The 25,270-nt window shown below is 60.4% G+C and carries 21 protein-coding genes; 6 read left to right on the top strand and 15 right to left on the bottom strand.

The features are described from left to right. Nucleotides 1–205: 205 nt before the first annotated feature. A complete protein-coding gene (locus NWQ23_RS01660; RefSeq protein ID WP_306164495.1) occupies nt 206–1,822 on the bottom strand; it encodes an FAD-dependent oxidoreductase in 1,617 nt (538 codons plus the stop codon). A gap of 144 nt (nt 1,823–1,966) precedes the next feature. Between NWQ23_RS01660 and NWQ23_RS01655 the strand changes: the two genes are divergently transcribed. Beyond that, nucleotides 1,967–3,148 carry an NAD(P)/FAD-dependent oxidoreductase gene (locus NWQ23_RS01655; protein WP_306164494.1) on the top strand — a complete coding sequence of 394 codons (1,182 nt, stop codon included), beginning with the start codon at nt 1,967–1,969 and terminating at the stop codon, nt 3,146–3,148. Here the strand turns inward: NWQ23_RS01655 and NWQ23_RS01650 are convergent. From NWQ23_RS01650 to rpsD, 6 genes are all read right to left on the bottom strand, one after another. Continuing rightward, entirely contained in the window at nt 3,145–4,044 is a 900-nt protein-coding gene (locus tag NWQ23_RS01650; protein ID WP_306164493.1) for an extensin family protein, read from the bottom strand. The two genes, NWQ23_RS01655 and NWQ23_RS01650, sit on opposite strands and share 4 nt — an antisense overlap. Continuing rightward, nucleotides 4,044–4,967: a prephenate/arogenate dehydrogenase family protein gene (locus NWQ23_RS01645; protein ID WP_306164492.1), complete on the bottom strand. Its 924-nt coding sequence runs from the start codon at nt 4,965–4,967 to the stop codon at nt 4,044–4,046. Before NWQ23_RS01645 ends, NWQ23_RS01650 begins: the two co-directional genes overlap by 1 nt. Beyond that, on the bottom strand, nt 4,964–6,052 hold the full coding sequence (gene hisC, locus NWQ23_RS01640) for a histidinol-phosphate transaminase (protein ID WP_306164491.1): 1,089 nt from the start codon (nt 6,050–6,052) through the stop codon (nt 4,964–4,966). Before hisC ends, NWQ23_RS01645 begins: the two co-directional genes overlap by 4 nt. A gap of 122 nt (nt 6,053–6,174) precedes the next feature. Next, nucleotides 6,175–7,593, bottom strand: coding sequence for a homospermidine synthase (locus NWQ23_RS01635; protein ID WP_306164490.1), 1,419 nt, complete (start codon nt 7,591–7,593; stop codon nt 6,175–6,177). Nucleotides 7,594–7,672: 79 nt separating this feature from the next. Beyond that, nucleotides 7,673–8,836, bottom strand: a complete 1,164-nt coding sequence (locus tag NWQ23_RS01630) for an exo-alpha-sialidase (protein WP_306164489.1) — start codon at nt 8,834–8,836, stop codon at nt 7,673–7,675. A 144-nt stretch (nt 8,837–8,980) separates the two neighbouring features. Then, nucleotides 8,981–9,601 carry a 30S ribosomal protein S4 gene (rpsD, locus tag NWQ23_RS01625; protein ID WP_306164488.1) on the bottom strand — a complete coding sequence of 207 codons (621 nt, stop codon included), beginning with the start codon at nt 9,599–9,601 and terminating at the stop codon, nt 8,981–8,983. Between the two features lie 256 nt (nt 9,602–9,857). Here rpsD and NWQ23_RS01620 point away from each other — a divergent pair, with 256 nt between their 5' ends. From NWQ23_RS01620 to NWQ23_RS01610, 3 genes are read left to right on the top strand one after another with little or no spacing between them, the layout of a single operon-like run. Further along, the gene (locus tag NWQ23_RS01620; protein ID WP_306164487.1) at nt 9,858–10,292 is read left to right on the top strand and encodes a hypothetical protein; all 435 of its coding nucleotides are present in this window, start codon (nt 9,858–9,860) and stop codon (nt 10,290–10,292) included. Nucleotides 10,293–10,304: 12 nt separating this feature from the next. Next, nucleotides 10,305–10,772, top strand: a complete 468-nt coding sequence (locus NWQ23_RS01615; protein ID WP_306164486.1) for a DMT family transporter — start codon at nt 10,305–10,307, stop codon at nt 10,770–10,772. After that, entirely contained in the window at nt 10,769–11,206 is a 438-nt protein-coding gene (locus NWQ23_RS01610; RefSeq protein WP_306164485.1) for a DMT family transporter, read from the top strand. The genes NWQ23_RS01615 and NWQ23_RS01610 overlap by 4 nt, the downstream gene beginning before the upstream one ends. On the opposite strand, the gene NWQ23_RS01605 is transcribed toward NWQ23_RS01610, so the two are convergent. Genes NWQ23_RS01605 through NWQ23_RS01585 form a run of 5 tightly spaced genes read right to left on the bottom strand, consistent with a single transcriptional unit; the run spans nt 11,203 to nt 17,777 of the window. Continuing rightward, a complete protein-coding gene (locus NWQ23_RS01605; RefSeq protein WP_306164484.1) occupies nt 11,203–12,039 on the bottom strand; it encodes an NAD(P)-dependent oxidoreductase in 837 nt (278 codons plus the stop codon). The two genes, NWQ23_RS01610 and NWQ23_RS01605, sit on opposite strands and share 4 nt — an antisense overlap. Continuing rightward, nucleotides 12,039–12,821, bottom strand: coding sequence for an HpcH/HpaI aldolase/citrate lyase family protein (locus NWQ23_RS01600; RefSeq protein WP_306164483.1), 783 nt, complete (start codon nt 12,819–12,821; stop codon nt 12,039–12,041). Before NWQ23_RS01600 ends, NWQ23_RS01605 begins: the two co-directional genes overlap by 1 nt. Continuing rightward, nucleotides 12,818–14,023: an FAD-binding oxidoreductase gene (locus NWQ23_RS01595; protein WP_306164482.1), complete on the bottom strand. Its 1,206-nt coding sequence runs from the start codon at nt 14,021–14,023 to the stop codon at nt 12,818–12,820. The genes NWQ23_RS01600 and NWQ23_RS01595 overlap by 4 nt, the downstream gene beginning before the upstream one ends. Further along, nucleotides 14,020–15,705 (bottom strand): hydantoinase B/oxoprolinase family protein, encoded by a 1,686-nt coding sequence (locus NWQ23_RS01590; protein WP_306164481.1) that lies wholly within the window; start codon nt 15,703–15,705, stop codon nt 14,020–14,022. The genes NWQ23_RS01595 and NWQ23_RS01590 overlap by 4 nt, the downstream gene beginning before the upstream one ends. Then, nucleotides 15,702–17,777 (bottom strand): hydantoinase/oxoprolinase family protein, encoded by a 2,076-nt coding sequence (locus NWQ23_RS01585; protein ID WP_306164480.1) that lies wholly within the window; start codon nt 17,775–17,777, stop codon nt 15,702–15,704. Before NWQ23_RS01585 ends, NWQ23_RS01590 begins: the two co-directional genes overlap by 4 nt. 229 nt (nt 17,778–18,006) lie before the next feature. On the opposite strand from NWQ23_RS01585, the gene NWQ23_RS01580 reads away from it, so the two are divergent. Both NWQ23_RS01580 and NWQ23_RS01575 read left to right on the top strand, forming a co-directional pair. Continuing rightward, entirely contained in the window at nt 18,007–19,146 is a 1,140-nt protein-coding gene (locus NWQ23_RS01580; protein WP_306164479.1) for a twin-arginine translocation pathway signal protein, read from the top strand. Between the two features lie 7 nt (nt 19,147–19,153). Continuing rightward, entirely contained in the window at nt 19,154–19,600 is a 447-nt protein-coding gene (locus NWQ23_RS01575) for a MarR family winged helix-turn-helix transcriptional regulator (protein ID WP_306164478.1), read from the top strand. A 9-nt stretch (nt 19,601–19,609) separates the two neighbouring features. Here the strand turns inward: NWQ23_RS01575 and NWQ23_RS01570 are convergent, their stop codons facing one another. The 3 genes from NWQ23_RS01570 to NWQ23_RS01560 are packed head-to-tail and all read right to left on the bottom strand — an operon-like array spanning nt 19,610 to nt 25,040. After that, nucleotides 19,610–22,915, bottom strand: a complete 3,306-nt coding sequence (locus tag NWQ23_RS01570; RefSeq protein WP_306164477.1) for an error-prone DNA polymerase — start codon at nt 22,913–22,915, stop codon at nt 19,610–19,612. A gap of 12 nt (nt 22,916–22,927) precedes the next feature. Then, complete coding sequence (locus NWQ23_RS01565; protein WP_306164496.1) at nt 22,928–24,394, bottom strand: DNA polymerase Y family protein; 1,467 nt, start codon at nt 24,392–24,394, stop codon at nt 22,928–22,930. Beyond that, the gene (locus tag NWQ23_RS01560) at nt 24,363–25,040 is read right to left on the bottom strand and encodes an ImuA family protein (RefSeq protein WP_306164476.1); all 678 of its coding nucleotides are present in this window, start codon (nt 25,038–25,040) and stop codon (nt 24,363–24,365) included. The genes NWQ23_RS01565 and NWQ23_RS01560 overlap by 32 nt, the downstream gene beginning before the upstream one ends. Nucleotides 25,041–25,270 lie beyond the last annotated feature (230 nt).

Raw genomic sequence — 25,270 nt, 5'->3', positions numbered from 1 at the left:
GTGTCTTTGTAGTCGGTGGTCTCGGCGCACATGGGTGGCGTCCTTTAAGCAGTCAAATCAGGATAGGTTGAACGAGCGGTGCGCACACGCAGACACCTTTTCCCGGCAGGATTGAGCAACTCAAACCGCCGGGCGAATAATGCTTATGATCATCTGCCGCAACATGAGCGCGCTTATAGGCCCGTGTCGCGCAAGGGTAAAGCCTCTAGGCGTTGACCACTTCCCAGACTTTGGAAATGACGACCGAACCTTCGCCCACCGCCGAAGCCACACGTTTCACCGACCCTGCCCGCACGTCGCCCACCGCAAAAATCCCGTGATGCGATGTCTCGTAGGGGGTGCTCTTGTCCACCGCCTGCCCTGTCATCACGAAGCCTTTGGCATCCAGCGCCACGAGGTCCGACAACCAGCCCGTATTGGGGGCGGCACCCACCATGATAAAGGCGGCCTTGGCGTCGATCACCTGATCGCTGCCGTCAGCTTTGTGACGAACGGTCACCTGCTCAAGAAACGCCTCCCCGTGCAAGGCCGCGATTTCGGACTGGTAATGGATCGTGATCGCCGGATCGGCCTTGAGCCGCGACAGAAGGTAATCGGACATGGAGGCCGCCAGACTGGGCCCGCGCACCAGCACATGCACATGGCGTGCGGTGCGCGACAGATACATGGCCGCTTGTCCGGCGGAATTGCCGCCACCCACAACGATCACGTCGGTATCGCGGCAATAGCGCGCTTCGACGTCGGTGGCGGCATAATAAACGCCAGCCCCCTCGAAATCCTCAAGCCGGTCAATCGGCAAACGGCGGTACTGCACGCCGGTGGCCACGACAACGGACTTGGCGCACACCTCGGCCCCGTCGTCCAGCGTTGCACAAAAGACCCCGTCCTCGCGCCGTTCCAGCGCGCGCACGCGACGCGGCACCGCAAATCTTGTGCCGAATTTCATCGCCTGCACTTCACCGCGCCAGACCAGATCGGCGCCGGAAATCCCCGTCGGGAACCCCATGTAGTTTTCGATCCGGCTGGAGGTGCCCGCCTGCCCGCCAATCGCCAGATCCTCGACCACGAGGGCCGAAAGCCCTTCGGTTCCTGCATAGACGCCCGCCGCCACTCCCGCAGGGCCACCGCCCACGATCAACACATCAAAGACGCGGCTGTCGTTCACCGCCATATCAAGGCCCAAAGCGCGGGCAATCTTGGCCGGTGTTGGATCGGTCATCACATCATCCTTGCCAAAGATCACGGCAGGCTTTCCGGCGTTGATATCGCAGGTATTGGCCAGCGCCTCGGCCTCGTGTTCGCCCAAAGTCAGGCTGCGCACAGGGATATGGTTGCGGCCGGCAAAGGCAGCAATCTGGCGGATATTGCGGTCCTGTTCGGCACCGATCAGGGTCAGCGCCGCTTCGCCGCTTTCCAGCAGGCGGCGGCGGCGTGCGGCCAGAACAGTGATCACGATGTCCGACAATTCCGGCACGCGGTTCATCAGGTCGAGCATCGGCACGCGATCCACGACCAGAATTTCACACGCATCGTGGCAGCGCGCGCCCAGCATTGCCTGACTGCCGGACAGAAAGCTGATCTCGCCAAAAAACTGTGTGGCCCCAAGGTAGGCCTTCCCGTAGCGGCCGCCGGTGCGGGGATCAATCGCCTCGACCTTGCCAGAGAGAACATAAAAGAACTTGTCAGAGGCCTGTCCCGCCGTCTGCAACATCGTGCCTGCGGGCATCTGGATGACCTGACCGATTTCGCGCATCTGGGCGACATGGCTGTCATGCAAGGGCGTGCGGACCATGGTCGCAAGATCGGGGGCTAGAGTATCCATCGCTGTCTCCTGTGCGTATGCATCACCATATAGGATGCAATTCTAAAATTTTGACGGCAAAACACGCCACCGGCAATTGCTGGCGCTCGATCCCCGCAAAAACGCCGCATTGCCTTGCTTTCTTGTGCTCACCAAAAGGGCATCATGACGAAACGGTACAAAATCGCTGTGGCTGGAGCTGGAATCGGGGGGCTGACCGTTGCCGCGCTCTTGGCTGATAAAGGTCATCAGGTCAGCGTCTTTGATCAGTTCGACCAGCCTCAGCCGGTGGGGTCCGGCCTTGTGATCCAGCCGGTTGGACAGGCCGTGCTTGACCGGATCGGTGCAGGCGATGCGGCGCGAAGCAAAGGCAACCCGATCCAGCGCATGTTGGGCCATGAAGCCGAGAGAAACCGCAATGTGCTGAATGTCTGGTATGACAAGCGCACAGACGGACGGGTGGGCCTTGCCATTCACCGCGCATCGCTCTTCGAGGCCATCTATACGGCGGTACGCGCGCGCGACGTCTCAGTTTCATCGCGCAGCCGCGTGGTTGAAGCGCAGGCAGGCAGGGTCAAGCTGGCGGATGGAACAACGCAGGGGCCGTTTGATTTGATCATCGACAGTGCCGGTGCCAGTTCGCCACTTTCACCACTCAAGTCCCGCCCGCTGCCATATGGCGCGATCTGGGGGACCGTCGACTGGCCGGACACGCCGCTGCCGACCAACCAGCTGACACAGTGCTATCGTCGCGCGGATCGCATGATCGGCGTCTTGCCTATCGGGTCATTGCCGGGAGAGACCATTCAGAAGGCCGCAATCTTTTGGTCAATGCCAGCACAGGCCCATCCCGATTGGCGAAAGGCAGGCCTCGATGCATGGAAGGCGCAAGCGACCTCGCTTTGGCCCGCATTTGCCCCCTTTGCTGCGCAGGTGCAGGACCCTGATCAAATGACAATGGCGCGCTACAGCCATGGAACCTTGCGCAAACCATGGTCCAGTGGCCTTGTCCACATCGGCGACGCGGCACATCGGGCCAGTCCGCAATTGGGCCAAGGGGCGAACATGGCCTTGTTGGATGCATTGGCTTTGGCGCGTGCGCTTGACTGCGCCGAAGGCGAAGCCGCACTCGCACTTTATGCAAGATCGCGGCGCTGGCACGTCCTGACCTATCAGGCGATGAGCGCCGCCTTTACACCGCAATACCAGTCTGACAGCCGCTGGTTGCCGGTCCTGAGGGACAGGCTGCTTTACCCCGTCTCGCAAATCCCGCCAGGACCAAAGGCCCTGACCGCTATTGTTTGCGGGACAATGCTGCCGCCGCTTGGGCGGCTTGGTCGGGTTTAGCGGCAGAAGGTTCCACTGCGGTGGCGGGCGGTGTCAAAGTGGAAATGATCGCGATGGAAGCGGTTGGCTTCCGGCCCCAATACCGTTCCAAACGGCCCGCAAGCCGCGCGCCACATCTGGCGAAGCTGCGCGCCGTCTTCGGGAGAGTTCCAATCCGTCAGGACAGTCATTTCTGTCCCGTCCCGCAGCCGGATGCCCGCAATATCAACCGCCCGCCCGAAAGCATGTTCCGAGAGCCGGCCTCCGGGCTGGTTATTGCGCGTCCGGCAAGCATAGTGCGAGACAACGCGCAGCGATGACACCCCGCCCCCTTCTGTCCCGACGGTGGGCAAAACCCCGCGCTCAACCCAAGACTTGAGCGCCGATGCAGTCCGGCAGTCCATCGTCGCTCGTGGGCTGAGTGTCACCCCTGCGACGGATTTGACCCGCACGCCCTCGTCGATACCGCAGGCCCCTGCCCCTTGGACAAGCCCCAGGACTTCGCCTTGGATCGCGGGATCGCTGCACACCTGTCCGCGCAATTGTTCCGCACGACGGGTGGCGGCAGCAGCCTCGATTGATGCAGGGCGCACGCTGGGGCGCAAAGAGCGGGGAACGGCATAGGAACTAAAGGCGGCAAGGCCTCTTCCGGCCTGGAATTGCGGCCGGGTCATCGTGCCATTCGAAAGCGCAAGGCTTTCAACGGGCCGCATCACCGGTCGCAAGCTTGGCTCCGCAGGCGCCACACCCGTTTCACGGGCAAGCGGGCGCACAGCCCAGAGGGGTTGCGTTTCCGCAAGATCAGTCTGTGTCGGCGTCGCGACAGTCGGGTTGGGACGGGCAATCGGTCTGACGTCGTCTTGGGCCATCAGCGGTGCCGCGAGCCAACAGGCGGCCAGCATTGCCGCCCAGCGCATCACTGCTTTTTCACCGAAGCACGACCAAAGTTAGGCGCATCCGTATCCTGTCCCGCCTCGATGATCCCGCGCCGGATCGACCGAGTGCGCGTGAAATAGGCATGCAGGTGATCGCCGTCGCCCTGCCTTATCGCGCGTTGCAGTGCAAACAATTCTTCGGTGAAGCGGCCCAGAATTTCCAGCGTCGCTTCCTTGTTATTCAGGAATACGTCGCGCCACATGACAGGATCAGATGCGGCAATACGGGTAAAATCCCGAAAACCCGCCGCCGAGAATTTGATGACTTCACTGTCTGTCACGCGGCTCAGGTCGTCGGCGACCCCGACCATGGTATAGGCAATCAAGTGCGGTGTGTGGCTGGTGACAGCCAAGACCAGATCATGATGCTCTGCATCCATCTCCTCAATCAGCGCTCCCATGCCGCGCCAGAGCGCTGCAAGGCGGTCCACCGCCGTGCGGTCGGCCCCCTCGGGGGGCACGATGATGCAGTAACGATTCTCGAAAAGTTCAGCAAAACCAGACCGCGGGCCGGAATGTTCGGTGCCCGCCAACGGGTGGGCAGGTATGAAATGGACCCCTTCGGGAATATGGGGGGCCACAGCCTCGACCACGGCACGTTTGACGGAACCCACATCACTGACAGTGGCACCGGCCATCAGGACCGGCCCGATTTCGGCCGCGACCGCGTCCATCGCGCCAACAGGAACGCAAAGGACGACCAAATCGGCACCCTCTACCGCCTCTGCCGCGGTATCATAGACCACATCACAAAGCCCGATCTCGCGGGCAGTCTGGCGGGTTTCGGAGGATTTCGCATAGCCTACGATTTCGCCAGCCAGACCAGCGCGGCGCATGGCATGGCTCATCGATGATGCAATCAGGCCAAGCCCGATCAGGGCCACACGATCATAAATCTGTGTCATTTGCCCGCGCCTTTGAACTGGGCCACGGCATGGGCAACACGGCGGCAGGCGCTTTCGTCACCCACTGTGATCCGCAGACATTGCGGCAGCCCATAGCCTGCGACCTGACGCACGATGATTCCCGCCTTGCGCAAATGTTCATCACAGGCTTGCGCTTCGGCTGCATCTGCAAAGCGTGCCAGGATAAAGTTTGCGGTTGATGTATCCGAAGGTACGCCAAGCTCGGCCAAAGCATTGGCCAGCCAGTCACGCCAACGCGCATTTTCGATCCGGCACTTTTCGGTATGCGCGGTATCACGCACAGCGGCTTCGGCACCGGCAAGGGCAGCCGAGGACAGGTTGAACGGCCCTCTGATCCGGTTCAGCACATCAATGACGGCTTGCGGGCCGTAGCCCCAGCCGACACGCAGACCGCCCAGCCCGTAGATCTTGGAAAAGGTCCGCGACATCACGACATTATCGCGGCTTTCCACAAGCGCTTTGCCCGCATCAAACCCGTCGACATATTCGGCATAGGCTCCATCTAGCACCAAAAGCGCCTGTGGAGGCAAACCATCCGCAAGGCGGGCCACCTCGGCATGGCCGATCATGGTGCCGGTCGGGTTGGCGGGATTGGCGATGAACACCAGCTTGGTCTTGTCGGTGCAGGCCGCAAGGATCGCATCCACATCAACGACACGTTCGTTTTCGCGCACCACCACGGGATTTGCACCGCTGGCATGGGCATAGATCGGATACATCGAAAAGCCGTGTTCGGTAAACACCACGTCATCGCCGGGGCCGGCATAGGCTTCGGCCAAAAGCTTGAGAACCTCACCGGAACCGACACCGCAGAAGACGCGGTCAGGATCAACGCCCCATACCTCGGCAATCGCGTGACGCAATGCGCTGTGATCGGTCGGCGGATAGCGGTGCAGGTCATGGCTTGCCCGCACGACAGCCTCTTTGGCGGCATCGCTCGCGCCCAGGGGATTCTCGTTCGAGGACAGTTTGAGGACATTGCTGATCCCGTCCAAATGAGAGGCCCCGCCCTTGTAAAGCGCGATATCCAAAATACCCGGTTGGGGTTCAATGCCGTCAGCCATATCTGGTCCGTTCCGTATCGTTTGGCCCGTTCTAGCGCCCTGTCCGCGCCAAAGCCAGTGCCAAGGTAGACCTGCGTCCGATCACGATGCGCCCTGTCATTTTCACAGGTACGCCGCGCCGTTCAGGTCGCAAGCACATTGCGGAACTGCCAAGGATCGCTTTCGTCGATATCCTCGGGGAAAAGCTCCCAGCGGTCTTGCAACGGGGTCCAGTCGGTATAGTGCGCCTCGACGGGGCCAAGATAGGGGCGCTGTACTTCCAGACAGCGGATATGATCCATCTCATCGGTTTCAACGATGCCCGCGTGGGGATTTTCCAGCGCCCAGACCATCCCAGCCAATACTGCAGAGGTCACCTGCAAGCCCGTGGCGTTCTGATAGGGGGCCAGCGACTTTGCTTCTTCGTTCGACAGGCGCGAGCCATACCAGAGCGCGTTCTTGTCATGCCCGTAGATCAGCACGCCCAATTCGTCGATGCCGGTGATGATTTCGTCCGGCTCGAGGATCTCATGGACAGTTTGCTGTTTGCCCGCGCCGAACATTTCATGCAGCGAAAGGACCGCATCATCAGAAGGGTGGTAGGCGTAGTGACAGGTCGGGCGATACTCTGGCGCCTCTGGGGCGCCGACGGTGTAATAGTCCGAGATGCTGATCGCTTCGTTGTGGGTGACGAGAAAGCCAAACTGCGGCCCGGGTGTCGGGCACCATGTATGCACGCGGGTGATCGCACCGGGACGTTCGAACCAGATGCCTGCCTGACAGCCCGTGTCATAGGAATGGGCGGTTTCGGGCATCCATCTCTCGTGTGTGCCCCAGCCCAGTTCCGCAGGCTGAAACCCTTCCGAGATGAAACCTTCGACAGACCACGTGTTCACGAATGTCCCGCGCGGGCGCGGCTTGGCGCGGGCTTGGGTATCACGCTCGGCGATATGCACGCCCTTGACACCCAGGCCTTGCATCAGTTTCGCCCAGCCGGTGCGGTCGGTCGGCATCGGGTCATCGCGCCCCAGATCATGGGAAAGCGTCATCAGGCCCTCCTTGACAAACCAACTCACCATGCCGGGATTGGCCCCGCAGCAACTCACGGCGGTCGGCCCGCCCGGATTGGCGGCTTTTTCGTCACGGACCTTTTGGCGCAGGGCATAGTTGGTACGGTCGGCGTTGTCGGGCGTTTCGAAATAGAAACCGGCCCAAGGTTCGACCACAGTGTCGATATAAAGCACACCCAATGCACGGCACAGCTTCATCAGGTCCAGCGAAGACGTATCGACCGATAGGTTCACGCAGAACCCCTTGCCTTCGGGGAAAAGCCCCGTCAGCACCTTGCGGTAGTTCGCGGGCGTCAAAGCCAGTTGGTGATGGGTAATCCCTTGCGCGGCCAGAAAATCGGCAGCGGCGGGATTGGGTTCGATCACACTCAGCTTGGCAGGGTCATAGTCAAAATGGCGCTGGATCAGCGGCAAGGTTCCTTTGCCGATCGAACCCAGACCGATGATCACGATTGGCCCGTCAATACGGCCATAGTTGGGGTAGTCAGTCATAAGTGCGCCCTTCGCATTGTGCGTGAAGGGCTCTGATATGCGATATGCACCCAAATGAAAATGCCGCAGGACCTGCGTTTTATGGCCGGTCGACCACCTCGACCGCCAGTACCGTTGGCAGATGGCGCGCGATTTCATCCCACGTGTCGCCTTCATCGATGCTCGCAAAGACCGATCCGCTGTTGGTGCCGAAATAAACCCCCGCCACGTCGCGCGCATCGCCGGCCATAGCCTGGCGCAGCACCGTGAAATAGCAGCTTTGTTGCGGCAGCCCGTCGCGCAAAGCGTGCCAGCTTGCCCCGCCATCGCGTGACCGCCAGACAGCCGCCGCCGCATCGGGTGGAAAGCGCCCTGCCATGTCGCCATTCAGCGGCAGCGTCCAGATCGTTTGGGGATCATGAGGGTGCACACGAATAGGAAATCCGAAGGTTGAAGGCAAACCAGCTGTGATGTCATCCCAACTGCGCCCGCCATCGGCAGACCGCCAGACACCGTGGTGGTTTTGCTGGTAGAGCAGGTCCGTCTGGCCCGGTGCGTGCACAATGTTATGCACGCAATGGCCGGTCTCGCCATCCCTTGGCGCGGCAGGATGGTCGTGATGGGAACAGCTTTCGGCGTTTGACAGCCTGTTGCGGCGCTCCCACGTCTGCCCGCCGTCTTCGGTTGCGAACACGCCGGCGGCCGAAATTCCGATCCACATTTTGGCAGGGTTATGGGGGTCGGTTGCGATGGAATGCAGCACAAGACCGGCAGCGCCCGGGTTCCAGCTATCGGCTGATGGATGATCGCTGAGCCCCTGCACGCGCGACCAGTTGACCCCGCCATCATCGCTTTGCAGCAGATTGGCGGGTTTGGTTCCTGCAAAGACTTTGCCATGCGCCGCATGCAGTGACCAGATTTGCGAAAACTCGGCGCCGAACGGCAGAGGCGTATCGGTCCAGCCGATCATTTGCGCAAAATCAGGATCATTTGCCGCCCATTCGTCCATGCTGCCTTTGGTCAACTTGGACAGGTCCCACGTCGCGCCTCCGTCCACAGACCGCCAGACGCCCGCGCCGTGCCAGTCCCCGCCACCGCCCGCCCAAAGCGTTCCGGTCTTGGCATCGCCGACAACATGGTTGATGGGCCAGCCCGCGCAGAACGGGCCGGTCACGGCCCAATCACCGCGGTCCGCACCACCCTTGATCAGGAACGCGCCTTTGGTGGTGCCCACCAAAACGGTCACACCGGCCTGCAACGTCATGTCAGCCTCTCTCGTCAGTGATGCGACAATCTATCACAGAGCAGCGACAGCACAAAGTCCTGAGTGTCGAAAGCAGTTGGCGGCAAAATGCAAAAGGCCGCGCAGTCGGGCGCGGCCTTTTGGTTGTGTTTCGCCTGGAACGAATTAGTTCTTTGCGTAGAATTCGACGACGAGGTTCGGTTCCATCGTTACCGGATATGGCACATCGCCAAGGCCCGGTGTGCGCACGAATTCCGCTGTCATCTTGGAGTGGTCGACATGCATGTAGTCAGGCACGTCACGCTCTGGCAGTTGGGATGCGACAAGCACCATTTCCATCTGCTTGGATTTCTGGCGGACTTCGATGATGTCGCCTTCCTTGACGCGGTAAGACGGGATGTTCACGCGCTGGCCGTTCACTGTGACGTGGCCGTGGTTCACGAACTGACGTGCAGCAAAGACCGTTGGCACGAACTTGGCGCGGTAAACGACAGCGTCCAGACGACGCTCCAGCAGACCGATAAGGTTTTCACCGGTGTCGCCCTTGACGCGTTCAGCTTCGGCATAAATGCGGCGGAACTGCTTTTCGGTCAGGTCGCCGTAGTAACCTTTGAGCTTTTGCTTGGCGCGCAGCTGGATACCGAAATCGGACAATTTGCCCTTGCGGCGCTGACCGTGCTGGCCGGGGCCATATTCACGACGGTTTACGGGTGACTTTGGGCGACCCCAGATGTTTTCGCCCATCCGGCGGTCAATTTTATACTTGGCAGCGGTACGTTTTGTCATACGCTGATCTCCTTCTTGCAGTTGCGAAGGGCGTTGTCCTTTTCCCGGATTTTGCCGAGACGACAGGGTTCCGCTTGCGCGGGCCACCAACACCAATGAAAGGCGGCTTATATAAGGGATTCTGGGGGTGTCAACGGGCCAGTGGTGCGCTGTTTATCTACCGCTATGCAGATGACGCATAAAAGTACATATTATGTCTAATTGTGGCCGAACAACTACGACATATAGTGTTCAGGAACAGTGATAAGGACTGGTTTTGCTGATTTTACCCATTTTCTTATTAACCAGTGTGGCAGCATTTTGGCTCTTGGCCCATCAGACAGTAAAGCGACGCTTTGCCGTTTTGAGGACAAAGCTCCCCGATGCCTACCACTCTGCTATTGCTGTTCCACCCGGTGAAGGCAGTACGCCTCAACTGGTTGCGCTCTGCATAGACCTGATGCGGAAAGAGCATTGTACATCCCCATTCAACACTCTGAGCACGCATGAACAAAAAATGGCGCTCCATGCTTATGCGATCCAAGTGCTTCCGACCTGGATGTCGAGATATGCCGCATTGGCCTTGTCACCCGCAAACAAGCGCCTCATCTCGCAGCTGCGTCAGGTAAAGTCGTCACGGCCAAGCCAGCCAAAAGTCTATTTTGGCGCCGTGAAGGCACAACAGCAATTGCGCTCGCGACCGGAAACCTAGAAACCTGCGGCTATGTCGCAGCGCCCTGCCCCGTATCAGTTCCTATACTTCGCTGCCGCCTTTGGCGCGGGCGGCTTGCTGTCGTTGATGGTGCTGTTTAACGGCACGCTTGCGGCATATGGATCGCTGCTGTTTTCATCATGGGTGCCGCATCTGACGGGATCAATTGCGGCGATCATCCTGCTTGTCGTCTTGCGTCCCAAGCGCGCGCAAACCCTGCGCCCGCCACTTTGGGTCTATTTGGGTGGCATATCCGGTGCCGTCACTGTGATGCTGACCTCGGCCACGATGAACACCGCGCTTGCCCTGTCCGGCACAATCGCGCTGGGACTGGCTGGACAGATGGTCTTTAGCCTCTTTGCCGACATACGCGGCCTTTTTGGATTGCCGCAACGGATGCCGACCGCGCGCGATTATGCTGCACTGACGCTGATTATCGCAGGCAGCCTGATCCTTATCTTTTTCGGGGGCAGCGCATGATCTGGTTTGCAGCCCTTGCCATCTTGGCTGGCGTTCTGGTGTCGCTCAGTCGGCAGATCAATGGACGGTTGGCGCTGTCCACGTCGGCGCTTGAATCCTCGTTCTGGAACCACCTTGTGGGTCTTGTCTTTATCACCATTGTCGCGCTGCTGATTGGCGGGCTTTTTGCAGGCGCGCCGGCGGCCTCGCCTTGGTGGGCCTATTTGGGCGGGCCTGTCGGCGTCATCTTCATTGCCGCTGGCAGTTGGCTGATTGCGCGGATCGGGGCCGCGCAAACGGCCTTGCTGATCATCGCGGGGCAGATGGTGTCTGGCGTCGTGCTGGATATCGCGATGGGCGCGCCCGGGAATCCTTGGGCAAGGATCATCGGCGTCGCGCTGATCCTTGCCGGCATGCTGGTATCGAGCGGCGCTAGATTACCTCTGAGGCGCTAGGTCTCTTTGCGATCATTCACGACGCCCAATGCGGCAACCCCCGAATTGCCCAGTTCTACTGTCGCGAAAGGGCCGCCAATGCACAGATTGGCAAGGTCCTTGTTATCCAGCGGCGGCGTCTTGGCAAAGACATCCTTGGCGAATTGCTCGGCGTTGTCTTTGGGCCTGAAACCCAGATGACCGGCCTTTGAGTTGTCCACGACAGCCCGATCGTTGTTTGACAGACCATAGACGACCGTGAACCCGACGACGGGGCTGTCGATGGAGCGTTCCACCAGATGGATCAGGTCATCATATGACAGCCAGGTGCCGATGCTGCGGGCATTGGTGGCCTGGGCGCAGGAAAAGATGCGCATGCAGACCGATTCAATGCCGCGCTTGTCCCAATAAAGGCTGGCAAGGTCCTCGCAAAAGCACTTGGCGAGGCCATAGTAGGTGTCAGGGCGATGCGGCGCATCCAAACCGATGGTATCGGTCTTTTTATGCATACCGACAGCATGGACCGAACTTGCATAAACCACCCGCTTGACACCGTGCCGATAGGCAGCTTCCCAGACGTTATAGGCACCGATGATGTTCGATTGCAGGATGTCGTCCCAAGGCGCTTCATCCCCGATGGCCCCGAAATGCACCACCATATCCGCGCCCGCTATAACCTCAAGCATCGCATCAAGGCTGGCAAGATCGGCCTTCACATAGCTTTCGCCAGGATAGAGTTTACCGATGTTGTCCGCGATATCGGTCGAGACCAGTTCATCACACATCTTGGTCAGCGGTTCGCGCAAATAAGACCCAAGTCGCCCTGCAGCCCCTGTCAAAACAAGTTTCTTCATCAGTTTTCCTTTCTTGTCGCGTCGCGCATCTGCGCGCGCAATGCATCGGCCCCTTTGGCCAGCAAATTCGTATCGGTGCCACAGGCCACAAAGGTGAAACCCTCGCGCAGCAATCTGGCGGCAAAGGCCGGATCGGTCACAAGCGTGCCCACGGGAATGCCTGCAGCCATCAGCTTGCCTGCGGCGGTCAGGATCAGGTCCCAGACCGGTTCTGACATATGTTGACCCAAAAGACCCATGTCTGCCGCGATATCTGCTGGGCCAAAAAAGATGCCGTCAACGCCGGCGACCTGTCCGATCTCGACCGCTTGCGCGACAGCGTGGCGCGTTTCGACCTGCAAGATCACGGCCGTTTCATCATTGGCCTTGGCGTAATAGTCGGTGATGCGCCCGAACTGGTTCGCGCGGATCGAACCTGCCACCCCTCGCACACCCTGCGGCGGATAGCGGGTCGCGGCAACTGCGGCTTGGGCCTCGGCGACCGACTGCACCATCGGGAACAACAATCCCGGCGCGCCGATATCCAAAAGACGTTTGACCATCACAGGATCATTCCACGGAGGGCGCACAATGGCTGTCGACCCATGCGGCGCAATGGCCTGCAACTGCCCCAAGACTGTTGCCACTTCCGCTGGTGCATGTTCCATATCGACCAGCAGCCAGTCAAAGCCCGCGCTCGCCACGACCTCGGCGGCATAGTTATTGGCCAGACTGATCCAAAGTCCGATCTGCGGTTGCCCCGCCCTGATCGCGGCAAGGAAGGGGTTGGCCCGCATCTTCATATCACAGCCTTTTCCATGAAGGCTTCACCGCGCGCGATCCGTCCGAAATGGAATGGGGTCAGATCAAGGGTGCGGTATTCCCCATAGGTGATCCACTCTGCCGTGCCGCGCCCCATCGCAGGCGACTGCTGGAACCCATGCCCCGAAAAACCGTTCACAAAGATGAAGTTTTCAACGCTGTCATGCGGCCCCAGAATAGCGTTCTGGTCAAGCGTGTTATAGGCGTAATGCCCGACCCATGAATTGCGTAGCTTGATCGCTTCGAACTGCGGAATGCGGGTCGCGACAGTGGGCCAGACCTTTTCTTCCCAGATGCTGTGATCTTCGACGAAATCATCATAAGCGACCGCAGGATCATCATCCGGCGGACAGCCCGCCATGTAATAGGTCCCGTCCGTGCGCATATGTACGCCCGAAGGGTCAATCGTCAGCGGCAGATCGCGGTCGAGCGGTTTTTCCGCCTCGAAGATAAAGGTATAGCGTTTGCGCGGTTCCACCGGAATGTCGATGCCTGCCATCCCGGCGGTCGCAGCGGCACGCGGGCCGGATGCATTGACGACGGTGCCACAGCCGATCACTTCGCCCGACTTCAGGATCACGCTTTCCACGCGCGTCCCTGCGGCATTACGGTTCATTGCGACGACTTCGTTGTTCACATATTCCACGCCGCGTTCCTTGGCGGACCTTTTCCACCAGTCAAACAGGGTGTTCCCGTCGAAATAGCCTTCGTCGATCAGGTTGTGATTGCCCGCGATGATATCATCCAACTGGTAGAACGGATAAGCGGCGGCGATTTCGTCCCGCGTCATATGCTTGGTCCCCGCGCCACAAGCTTCCTGCACCTTTTGGCTTGCACTGAGGGCCGCGGCAAATGCGGGCGTGTCGGCCAGATACATATAGCCAAAGCTATGCAGGCGCGGATGCGGCACCCGCGGATCACCACCCATGTAAGCGCGGAAGTTCTTCACGAAATCCGCGCCGAATTGCGACACCCGCACGTTGATCGCCGCGCTGAATTGCTGGCGGATGCAGGAATTGGTGTGCGAGGTCGAGGCGAAAGCATAGGTCGGATCCCGCTCGATCACGAGAATTGATCCGTCGAAGTCCGGGTTATCGGTCAGAAACCATGCCACGGACGACCCGAACATGGCCCCACCGACGATTACCACATCATAGCTGGAACGCGCAGGCGCTTGGCTCATGCGGTTTCTCCTTTTGCCACAGCCTCTTGGACGGCTTGCACTTCGGCTGTGCTCAGCCCGTAATCTTCCTGCGCAGCTTTGGCGGAAATATAGCCGCGCGCAAGATCGCGTTTGACGCTTTCAGGGTCTCTTTGGGTTGCAGGGCCATAACCCGCGCCCCCCGGCAAGGACAGCATCACGCGGCGGCCTTCGGGCACGAATTGCTTGCCCTTGCCCTGCATGGCGGTCCCGTCATCTTGTCCGATCACCGTAGGCGCACCATCGCCCCCGCCTTGCCTGCCCCGCGCGGGGTGGCGGACCCTGTCGAACATGGCGGAAAAATCAAACTCGTGGCCCGCAGCGGCACCAACTTCCATGAACTGGCCCAGGCCGCCACGGTACTGCCCTGCCCCGCCGCTATCAGGGCGCAATTCCTTGCGCCAGATGATGACGGGTCCGGTATGTTCGGTTGCCTCGATCGGCATGGTCATAACGCCGGAAGGAAAGGCGGTCGCGTTCAACCCGTCAACCGATGGGCGCGCCCCTGCGCCACCTGAATTGAAGGTCAGCACTTCGGACCTGCGGCCCTGATGCCCAGCCGCAGGGCGGAGCGAGACCTGGAAGTTGCACAGGCACCCTGCCCCCTCGGCCGGGACAGTCGCGGGCAGGATTTTATCCAGCGCATCGTAAACCGTGTCGGGGATCATATGCCCGATGATATGGCGCAGCGCGACAGGGGCGGGATGCACTGCATTCACGATGCTATCGACAGGGGCTGTCACCTCGAACGGGGCCAGCGATGCCGCGTTGTTGGGGATTTCCGGTGCGACCGCGCATTTGAGCGCATAGCAGGCATAGGCTTTGGTATAGACCAAAGGCACGTTGATGCCCTTTTTATCAAGGCCCGAGGTGCCTGCGAAATCGCAGATCATCCGGTCCGCCTCGATCGTCAGTTTGACCTTCAGATCAATGGGCGTGTCGAACCCGTCAATCCGCATCGCGCCGGTCGCCGTTTCCCGCGGCAGGGCCGCGATCTTCTCCAGCGTGGCACGGCGCGAGTTATCAAGGATGAAGTCACCGATGCCTTCCAGATCGGTCAGGTGGAATTCCTCCATCATCTCGGTCAGGCGGCGGTGGCCGATCTCGTTGCAGGTCGCCAGCGCATAGATATCGCCGATCAGCTGATCCGGTTCGCGGACGTTGCCGCGCAGCAGGCGGATCAGGGTTTCATCCACCTTCCCCTTATCGGCCAGTTTCATGATGGGGATATAGATCCCTTCCTCGTAAACACTGGCCGCATCGGCCCCGAACCCGCGCCCGCCGATATCGACGACATGGGCGGTACAGGCGAAAAAGCCCGCGTGCTGGCCGTTGTGGAACGACGGGCTCACGACGGTGATATCATGCAGGTGGCCGGTGCCTTCCCAAGGGTCGTTGGTGATATAGACATCGCCCTCGTGAATATTCTCGCGCCCGATCCGACGGATGAAGTGCGCGACGGCATCGGCCATGGCATTCACATGGCCCGGCGTACCTGTGACCGCTTGAGCCAGCATCAGCCCTTGCGCGTTATAGACCCCGGCGGACAGATCGCCCGCCTCGCGCACCGATGTGGAAAAGGCCGTGCGCACCAGCGCCTGTGCCTGCTCTTCCACGACCGAGATCAGGCGGTTCCACATGACTTGAAAGGCGACATTGCTCATGTCCGTTTCTCCCGAATGTCGATGGTGCCGTCAGGGCGCGCAACGGCCTCGCGGCTGGAGGGGATGACGATCGTTGTTTCGTCCTCGTGGATCAACGCAGGGCCAGCAACGGTATCGCCTGCGGCCAAAGACGTCCTTGCAACAAGTCTGGCATCGACGGATTTGGCGCGTGCCGGATCAAACAAAGACCGCGTTCCTTCACCTTCTGCTTTTTTCCCTTCCGGCGTCGCACCCAGTGGCGTGACCGCTGCCGGTTCTGTTGTCGCATTGACCGCCCAAACCGTGATTTCGATATCCATGCCTGCGACAGTCCGGCCAAAGAGAGCGGTATAATCCGCCTCGAACAATGCCTGAAACGTCGCAGCGTCGGGGGCCGCGGCCTGTGCGGCTGTCAGGCTGATCGGGATTTCCCAGCCTTGGCCGGTATAGCGCATATAGACCTTGTATTCCGCCATGATCGGCGCTGTCGCATCACAGGTGCGCACAAAGCTCGTGGCTTCCTCTTCCAGATCATGCAGCAGGGTTTGCACCCGATCCGGCGCAAAGGCGGACAGCTTCATGTAAACGCTGCGGGTCGCCTCGAAACTGAACGGCGCGCGCAGGAAACCGATGGCAGAGCCAACCCCCGCGCCGGTGGGAACCAACAGACGATTCACGCCCAGTTTTTCGCACAAGCGGCCCGCATGCAAAGGCGCCGCTCCGCCAAAAGCGATCATCGTATAATCGGTAAGGTCTTCGCCATTTTCCACCGCATGGACGCGGGCGGCGTTCGCCATGTTTTCGTCCACAACCTCGGCCAGACCAAAGGCGGCAGTTTGGGCGTCCATCTCAAGCGGCGCACCCAAAGTTTCCAGTGCCTTGGTCGCCGCATCCATATGCAGCGGGATCGACCCGCCCGCGAAATTGTCAGGGTCCAGCTTGCCCAAGATCAGATCTGCATCCGTCACTGCAGGGCGCGCGCCACCGCGCCCGTAGCAGGCGGGTCCGGGTTCGGACCCCGCACTTTCCGGTCCAACCCTGATCTGGCGCATCGAATCGACATGGGCCAGACTGCCACCCCCCGCCCCGATTTCCACCATATCGATCACAGGGATCGAGATTGGCATGCCGGAGCCTTTCTTGAACCGGTAGGTACGGGCGACCTCGAACACCCGCGCGGTTTTCGGGGTGTGGTTCTTGATCAGGCAGATTTTCGCGGTGGTCCCGCCCATGTCGAACGACAGAACCTTGTCCAGTCCGTAACGCGCCGCCAGCGTGGCGGCAAAAACAGCGCCACCTGCGGGACCTGATTCCACCAGACGGACCGGAAAATCGGCGGCACTTTCAAGGCTGATGATCCCGCCACCCGAATGCATCAGAAAGATCGGACAGCGCGTGCCCTCTTCAGCCAGACGGCCTTTGAGCCGCCCAAGGTAAGATTTCATCAAAGGTTTGATATAGGCATTGGCGGCGGTCGTATTGAAGCGTTCATATTCGCGCATCTGCGGCGAGACTTCGCTGGACAGCGACACCATCACATCGGGCAGCTTTTCAGCCAGCACATCGCGGATCATCTGTTCATGGGCGGCGTTCAGATAGGCGTGGATCAACCCGACCGCGATGCTGTCAAACCCGTAAGGTGCGATGTGATCGGCCAGTGCTTCGATCTCCGCCCGCTCCAGCGGGATCAGCACATCGCCGCGCGCATCAACCCGCTCGCGCAGCGTAAAGCGGTGTTGGCGCGGCAACAGTGGTTCGGGCAGTTGCAGGTTCAGGTCATATTGTTCGAACCGGCTTTCGGTGCGCATTTCGATGACATCGCGGAAGCCTTCAGTGGTGATCAGCGCGGTCTTGGCCCCGCGCCGTTCGATCAGCGCATTGGTCGCCAAGGTCGTGCCATGGATGATCTGGCCGATCTGCGACGGGGTGATGCCCGCCTTGGCGCAGACCTGATGCAGCCCGTCGATGATCGCATTTTCGGGGGCGGCATAGGTGGTCAGCACTTTGGTGGAATATTGCGCGCTGCCGACCTCCAGCACGACATCGGTGAAGGTCCCGCCAATATCAACGCCCAAACGAATATGATGCTGCATGACGGTCTTTCCTTGCTGCTTTTGCGGCACTCTAGGACGCGCCGGAAGGCAGTTCAAATGAATGGTGCAAAGCCGCGATATCGAACGCTGCTTCTTACTCTGCCTAAGATGAAAATCGGGCAAGGGACAGGGCAATCGCGACTGGCCACAGCGAATGACCAACGCTGGACTTGCATATAGTCCTACATCGTACTATTTAGTACGTAATCGAACTATATGGAGATGAACAATGAATAGAAGAAAGTTTCTCGCCCTTTCGGGCGGCGGTATTATTGTCGCTGCAACTGCAACTGTCGGGAGTATCGCAAGCCGGCAACCCACAGCAGCACTTGCCCCTTGGACGCAAGCAGGCGTGATCTATGACGAACCGCGCAAGCGCGCCTTGTCCTACGCGATCCTTGCGCCAAACCCGCATAACCGGCAGCCTTGGATGGTCGATTTGTCCACACCGGATCAGGTGGTGCTGAAGGTGGATACCAACCGTTTGCTGCCCCATACCGACCCGTTCAACCGGCAGATCACCATTGGATTGGGCTGCTTTCTTGAGGTGATGGTCATGGCTGCGGCGCAGGATGGTTTTGCGGTCGATCTGGATGTCTTTCCCCAAGGATCAGACAGGCTTGCCCTTGATGACCGTCCTGTGGCTATCGCAACATTCCGTGCCGACAACAGCATCACACCCGACCCGCTTTTTGCCTATCTGATGGACCGGCGATCGAACAAGGAACCTTTTGACACGACCCGCCCGCTTGCACCGGACGCGATCGCGCGAATCCGTCAGGCCGCAATTCATGGCAGCCGCGTTGCCGGTGACGCATCAGATGCCAGTATTGCGGCCTTGCGCAAACTGACCACCGAGGCACTGATCATCGAAATCGACACGCCCCATACGTTCAAGGAAAGCGTCGATCTGTTCCGCATCGGCAAGGCCGAGGTCGAGGCGAACCCTGACGGGATCGACTTTTCCGGCCCGCTCTTTGAAACCTTGGGGGCATTCGGGCTGATGACCCGCGAAGGCACCCTGGACCCGTCATCGACGATGTTCGCCCAAGGCAAGGTGGCGGTACTGGAAAACACACAGACCGCGATGGGCCATCTGTGGCAGGCCACAGCGGGCAACAGCCGTGCCGACCAGATTGCCGCAGGGCGCGACTGGGTGCGGCTGAACCTTGCAGCAACGGCTGCCGGTGTGGGGATGCAGCCGCTTAGTCAGGCGTTGCAGGAATATCCTGAAATGCAGGCCCATTTTGATCAGGTCCATGCGATGCTGGCGCAAGACGGCGAGACTTTGCAAATGCTGTGCCGTTTGGGATATGGGATAGAGATCAGCCCCAGCCCGCGTTGGCCGCTGGAGGCAAAACTGATCTGAGGTCTGCATGAACGACGAGGATAAACGCATTTTCCAGTTCTTCAACGAGGTTGGGATCATCAACCAGTTGGCGAGTGCTATCTTCTCGTCGCGACTTGCGGATGGCCTGCACATCTCGCATTTCGCGCTGCTGAACAATCTGGTGCGGATGGGGGATGGCAAGACACCTTTGATGCTGGCCAATGCGTTTCAGGTGCCAAAGACCACGATGACTCACACGCTGTCAGTCTTGGAAAAGCGCGGGGCGATCACACTCGCCCCGCACGAAACCGACGGGCGCAGCAAACTGGTCTTTCTGACAGATGAGGGCCGCGAGATACACGCCGCCGCCATTCACAGCATGGCTGACCCGATCCACAAGATGAAAAATGATCTGGGCGCAGACAGCTTTCTGGAATTGATGCCGGAACTGGCACGGATCAGAGCCTATCTGGACGATAACCGTGAAATCTAGCCAAAGGCTCTAATGGAAATCCCGCGACTTGGGGATCACACGCACATTGCGCGGGTGGCTGCCGCGCGGATCGTGGGGAATTGCTTTTCTGACCTCATCTGCACGGGCCAGCGGGGGCTCCATCACATCATGCGAAAGCCTTTCGAGTGCATCGCTCCGGTCGGTCAGGTGGTGGGCCACAACATGGATCACATCCGCATCGCGCTGCACCACGCCTTTCACGTCAATGACACGGGCGCGCATGATCACCTTGCGGTACGCCTCCATCACCTTGGGCCAGACCACAAGATTGGCAACACCGGTTTCATCCTCGAGCGTGATAAAGCACACACCCTTGGCGCTGCCCGGACGCTGCCGGATCAGCACGATGCCGGCCAGCTTGATGGATTGCCCGTTGCGCATCCGTTCCAGCATCGCTGTGGGCGTATAGCCTTGTTTATCCATACTGCGCCGCAGGAATGACATCGGGTGCGCCTTGAGCGACAGCCGCGTGGTTTGGTAGTCCGCAACCACCTGCTCACACACAGGCATCTGCGGCAGATCGAAACGGACCTCGGCCCCTTCGTCCGCATGATCGGCAAAAAGCGGCAGGTCCGGCGCATCGCGCAAGGCACGCGCATCCCAAAGTGCCTGCCTGCGATCCAGCGTCATCGACCGCACGGCATCGGCCGCCGCCAAGCGGCGCACCGTGCCTGCATCCAGCCGCGCGCGGTCTTTGAGATCGGCCAGATCGGTGAACGGAGCCTGCCGCGCATCCATGATCCGCTGCGCCATATCCTGACGCATCCCGTCGATCTGGCGCAGGCCAAGGCGCACGGCAAAGACCCCGGGTGTCACAGGCTCTAGCGTGTTGTCCCAATCGGAATAATTCACATCCGCCCCGCGCACGATCACCCCGTGTTCGCGGGCATCCCGCACGATCTGGGCGGGGGCATAAAACCCCATCGGCTGGGAATTGAGCAGTGCGGCACAAAAGACATCCGGATAGTGGCACTTGATCCAGCAGGAAATATAGACCAGCAGCGCAAAGCTCGCGGCATGGCTTTCGGGGAAACCGTAATCGCCAAAGCCCTTGATCTGGTTGAAACAGCGCGCTGCAAATTCCGGATCATAGCCGCGTTTGATCATGCGCCCGACCATCTTGTCCTCGAGCGCGCCGATCGTGCCGCGCGACCGGAAGGTGGCCATGGCTTTGCGCAGGTCATTGGCCTCTTTGGTGGAAAACTCGGCCGCGACCATGGCGATTTTCATCGCCTGTTCCTGAAAGATCGGCACGCCCAAGGTACGGCCCAAGACCTTGCGCAGCTCATCAGGGTCATGCTCTGGCCCCGGCGAGGGGTATTCTGTCGCCTCTTTTCCACTGCGCCGGCGCAGGTAGGGATGCACCATATCGCCCTGAATGGGACCGGGCCGCACGATGGCCACCTGAATGACCAGATCGTAAAACTCGCGCGGTTTCAGACGCGGCAGCATGTTCATCTGGGCGCGGCTTTCGACCTGAAAAGTGCCCAGACTGTCGCCACGGCACAGCATGTCATAGACCGCAGGGTCCTCTTTGGGGGTGGTGGCAAGGGTCAGTTTGCGCCCGTGATGTGCTGCGATCAGGTCAAAGGCCTTGCGGATGCAGGTCAGCATACCCAGCGCCAGAACGTCGATTTTCAAGATGCCCAGCTCGTCGATATCGTCCTTGTCCCATTCGATGAAACTGCGCTCTGGCATGGCGCCATTGCCGATGGGCACGGTCTGGGTCAGGGGGTTTTCGGTCAGGATGAACCCGCCCACATGCTGGCCCAGATGGCGCGGCATTCCGATCATCTGGTCAGCCAGTTTGATCGTGCGGGCCATCAACGGGTCGCGCAGGTCGATCCCCGCCTCTGCCGCCTCGCGGGTGCCGACCTCGCGGCCCCAACTGCCCCAGATGGTTTTCGACAGCGCCGTGGTGATATCTTCGGACAGGCCCATGACCTTGCCCACCTCGCGCACCGCCATGCGCGGGCGATAGTGGATCACAGTGGCGCAAAGGGCCGCACGGTCGCGCCCGTATTTGTCATAGATGTGCTGGATCACCTCTTCGCGGCGTTCATGTTCGAAATCCACGTCGATATCGGGGGGTTCCTTGCGTTCCTCGCTGATGAACCGTTCAAACAGCAGATCGTTCTTGTCGGGGTCCACGGCTGTGACCCCCAGCACATAACACACGGCGGAATTGGCGGCAGAGCCTCGCCCCTGGCACAGGATCGGCGGATTACACTCATAGCGGGCGAAGTTGATGATGTGATGGATGGTCAGGAAGTACTGCGCGATATCCAGCTTTTCGATCATGGCGAGTTCCTTGTTCAAGGTCGCGGTGATCTTGTCTGGCACACCTTCGGGATAGCGCCACTGCGCCCCCTTCCATGTCAGTTCCGCCAGATAGTCTTGCGGGCTGCGCCCTTCCGGCACGGTCTCGCGGGGGTATTCATAGGCCAGTTCGCGCAGATCGAAATCGCAGGCATCGGCCACGTCGCGGGTCGCGGTGATCGCATGGGGCCACTGCGCGAAAAGCCGGACCATCTGGGCCGGTGACTTGAGGTGCCGTTCGGCGTTTGCATCCAGCAGATAGCCTGCTTTGGTGATCGTCGTTTTATGCAGGATACAGGTCATCACATCCTGTAAAGGGCGCCGGTCGGGGGCGTGGTAATGCACATCGTTGGTCGCCAGAATGGACATATTATTGGCGCGGGCGAGTTGATCCAGCCGGTTGATCCGCGCCCGATCATCGCCACGATAAAGATAGCTGGCCGCGATATGCTGAAGCGTCGGCAGCGCCCGTTTGATCCGGCGCAGGCCCGCTGTGAAATGGTCCAGATCATCCCCCGGCACGGCGATCAGCTGTACATCCGCGCTATGCTGGGCCAGATCGTCCAGCGTGATGTCGCACACGCCCTTTGCCTGCCACGCGCCATCCACGCCATGCCTTTTGCCTTTCGACAAAAGCATGCAAAGCCGGCCGTAAGCGGCCCGATTGCGCGGATAGGCCAGAAATGCCTCGCCTGTGACCAGCTGCAAACGGCAACCGATCACAGGGCGCATATTGGCCTTGCGCGCCGCCGCATGAAGCCGGACGACACCGGCCATGGTGTTAAGGTCCGCACAGCCCAGCGCGTCATAGCCCAAGCCCCAAGCGGTGGCGGCAAGGTCAACCGCATCAGACGCGCCGCGCAGGAAGGAAAAGCAGGTGGTGATACCAAGCTCGACAAAAGCCGAGGGGGGATTTGGCGGGAAATCCTCATCCTCCAGCGTGCGGCGGGGGTGCTGGTGATCGTTTTCAGGCACGGTCACCCCCCATCACGCGAACATCCCGTGCACAAACCAGCGCGGATCGCCGCCGCGCCCGTCCTCGTGCAGGCCTTCGCGGTAAAGCCATAACCGCAGCCCCGCCTGATCCTCGACCTTGAAGTAATCGCGCAACCGCGTGCCGGGGCGGTCTTTCCACCATTCGGGCGCAATGCGTTCGGGGCCTGCATAACGGGCCACCCGGTGCGTTTGCCTGCGCCAGACAAATTGCGCAGGCGGACCTTCGGGGACAGCGTAGAGCACACGCACCTCTTCAGGATGATCCAGCAGGCGAAGCGGGCGTTCCTTGGTCAGGAGCACCGCAGTTTCCGGCACTTCGGCAAGGGCTGCCACCTGCGCCTCGGCCCTTTCGGGCACATGGCTTTGAAGCAAGACGGGGCGGGCCACAGCGCGGGGGCCGAATTTGGCCGTCAGGCGGTCGATCAGCAGGTTCAGATGCAGATCATCCTCTGCCCCGCCCTCCAAGCGGTTCTGCTGATCCGGCATATCCTCGACCGCACCTGCCGCCAGTGTGATCAGATCAAAACCAAAGCCCGGATTGATCTTTTCGACCTTATCGCGGAACAGGCTGTGCAGATGGACGGGATCGCGGGTCGGCGCAGAGGTCGCCACGTCGATATGGCTGACATCACCATCGGTTTTATAGACGATCAGATGCAGGCGGCGACAGCCCTGCCCCGCCTGCTTTAACTGGTCGCATAACTCTGCGCAAAGCTCCGGCAGATGCGGGGTGGGATCAAAGATCGGCTCGGCCAGTCGGGCCTGCACGCGGATCTGCGGCTTTGCCTCGACGCTTGATACCGGCTCGGCCAGCTTGCCCAAGGCCTGATCCAGCCGCAAAAGCGGATTGGCCGACAGGCCCGCCTTGACGAAACGGCGGGTCAGGGACAGGCGCGGCACATCCATCACCGCACCAATGGTTTTCAGCCCCAGACGGCGCAACAAAAGCACGGTTTCAGCGTCAAGGCGCAGACCGGTCACAGGTAAAGGGCCCAGCTTGAAATAGGCCTCCTCCGGCCCGCAGATCGACCGGACCGGACCATAGCGGGCCAAAGCCCAAGCCGCCCCCCATGTGGGCGCCACGGCCAAGCGCGATGTCAGGCCCAGCAAAGACAGCTGGGTTTCCATCGCGACCAGCATTGCAGCTTCACCCCCCATCAAGTGATCGGCACCTGTGGTGTCCAAGATCACCCCATCCGCGCCATCGCGCACGGTCCAAGGACACCAGCGCCGCGCCCAAAGCACCAGACGATCCAATGCGGCGCGATCCCCCGCCTCATCCGCATAATGGACCTGCAATTCAGGGCAAATGGCGCGCATATCCACCACCCGCGATCCGGGATGAATACCCGCCATACGGGCCGTGCGATTGGCGGCATGGATCACCGGACCATGCTGACCTTCGCGGGCCAGCACGACCGGCAGATCATCCGGCGGCGCGTTCCCTTGGCGCTCCATCGCCTTGGTCCAGCGTTCGATCGCGAACTGGGGCAGACAGATCGACACGATCCGCCGCGCGGTCATAGGTGGCCACCCATTGCCCGGGCTTGCTGTGGCGCGACCGAAACAGGTCGAGCGCCCAGCGCGGATCGCCGGGGGCCTGGATATCGTGGGGATGCGGGGCGGAGGGAAGAGAGGCGATACGCCAGCGGTCGCGCGCAGCACTCAGGTCGGGGCTGGCGGCACGGCGGATCAGCCAGCACGACACATCCGCAGCCTCCGCGCGCAGGGCCAGACGCTTGGTCGCGGTGAAATCCAAAGCAGAAGGATCGCCCCAGACCTCGCCAATCACGGCGGCCAAGCTGCGGCAGCGCAGCCCGTCCTCCATCGCCCAAAGCACATCGGCGGCGCGCGCGAGATCGACCATGATGATCGGGCGCTTGGTCCCGACGCCAGCTAGCATGGGCCGCCCCGCCTCCTTGCGGGACAAACGGTCCTGCACCCACAGGATCGGGGCATCGGTGCGGGGCAATCGGGACAGGATAAAGCCGATGGCACTGGCATCTGTGGGTGTGCCGGGAAACGCCTCCGACAGGGTGCACGCAAGCGCGACAGGCTGTTGCGCCTGCCCTGCCAAACCTTTGTGCACACGAAGCAAACCCATACACGACACACCGAATCCCTACTAAATGTTCTTCTTTTGTTCTAATTTAGAGCCGCCCGTTTTGCAATCTCGGGATTGCAGGATGACAGCCACGAAAGGCCGCAGGACAACAAACAGGATGCAAAGGCAGATTCTGCTTGTGATCGGGCAAATGTTCCTGCTAGACCCGCCAGCGGAGACGTGGCCGAGTGGTCGAAGGCGCTCCCCTGCTAAGGGAGTAGGCGGGAAAC

The sequence above is a fragment of the Yoonia sp. genome, assembly GCF_030731595.1.
Taxonomy (GTDB): domain Bacteria; phylum Pseudomonadota; class Alphaproteobacteria; order Rhodobacterales; family Rhodobacteraceae; genus Yoonia.
This window is presented reverse-complemented; position numbering and strand designations above follow the sequence as displayed.

Excerpts from the sequence above, each read along its gene's own strand:
- NWQ23_RS01655 (WP_306164494.1), top strand. The coding sequence starts at position 1,967 with ATGACGAAACGGTACAAAATCGCTGTGGCTGGAGCTGGAATCGGGGGG.
- NWQ23_RS01590 (WP_306164481.1), bottom strand. The coding sequence starts at position 15,705 with ATGAGCAATGTCGCCTTTCAAGTCATGTGGAACCGCCTGATCTCGGTC.
- NWQ23_RS01600 (WP_306164483.1), bottom strand. The coding sequence starts at position 12,821 with ATGAAGATGCGGGCCAACCCCTTCCTTGCCGCGATCAGGGCGGGGCAA.
- NWQ23_RS01580 (WP_306164479.1), top strand. The coding sequence starts at position 18,007 with ATGAATAGAAGAAAGTTTCTCGCCCTTTCGGGCGGCGGTATTATTGTC.
- NWQ23_RS01630 (WP_306164489.1), bottom strand. The coding sequence starts at position 8,836 with ATGACGTTGCAGGCCGGTGTGACCGTTTTGGTGGGCACCACCAAAGGC.
- NWQ23_RS01595 (WP_306164482.1), bottom strand. The coding sequence starts at position 14,023 with ATGAGCCAAGCGCCTGCGCGTTCCAGCTATGATGTGGTAATCGTCGGT.
- NWQ23_RS01575 (WP_306164478.1), top strand. The coding sequence starts at position 19,154 with ATGAACGACGAGGATAAACGCATTTTCCAGTTCTTCAACGAGGTTGGG.
- NWQ23_RS01610 (WP_306164485.1), top strand. The coding sequence starts at position 10,769 with ATGATCTGGTTTGCAGCCCTTGCCATCTTGGCTGGCGTTCTGGTGTCG.
- hisC (WP_306164491.1), bottom strand. The coding sequence starts at position 6,052 with ATGGCTGACGGCATTGAACCCCAACCGGGTATTTTGGATATCGCGCTT.
- NWQ23_RS01565 (WP_306164496.1), bottom strand. The coding sequence starts at position 24,394 with ATGGAGCGCCAAGGGAACGCGCCGCCGGATGATCTGCCGGTCGTGCTG.
- NWQ23_RS01615 (WP_306164486.1), top strand. The coding sequence starts at position 10,305 with ATGTCGCAGCGCCCTGCCCCGTATCAGTTCCTATACTTCGCTGCCGCC.
- NWQ23_RS01635 (WP_306164490.1), bottom strand. The coding sequence starts at position 7,593 with ATGACTGACTACCCCAACTATGGCCGTATTGACGGGCCAATCGTGATC.
- NWQ23_RS01660 (WP_306164495.1), bottom strand. The coding sequence starts at position 1,822 with ATGGATACTCTAGCCCCCGATCTTGCGACCATGGTCCGCACGCCCTTG.
- rpsD (WP_306164488.1), bottom strand. The coding sequence starts at position 9,601 with ATGACAAAACGTACCGCTGCCAAGTATAAAATTGACCGCCGGATGGGC.
- NWQ23_RS01650 (WP_306164493.1), bottom strand. The coding sequence starts at position 4,044 with ATGCGCTGGGCGGCAATGCTGGCCGCCTGTTGGCTCGCGGCACCGCTG.
- NWQ23_RS01585 (WP_306164480.1), bottom strand. The coding sequence starts at position 17,777 with ATGCAGCATCATATTCGTTTGGGCGTTGATATTGGCGGGACCTTCACC.
- NWQ23_RS01605 (WP_306164484.1), bottom strand. The coding sequence starts at position 12,039 with ATGAAGAAACTTGTTTTGACAGGGGCTGCAGGGCGACTTGGGTCTTAT.
- NWQ23_RS01645 (WP_306164492.1), bottom strand. The coding sequence starts at position 4,967 with ATGACACAGATTTATGATCGTGTGGCCCTGATCGGGCTTGGCCTGATT.
- NWQ23_RS01560 (WP_306164476.1), bottom strand. The coding sequence starts at position 25,040 with ATGGGTTTGCTTCGTGTGCACAAAGGTTTGGCAGGGCAGGCGCAACAG.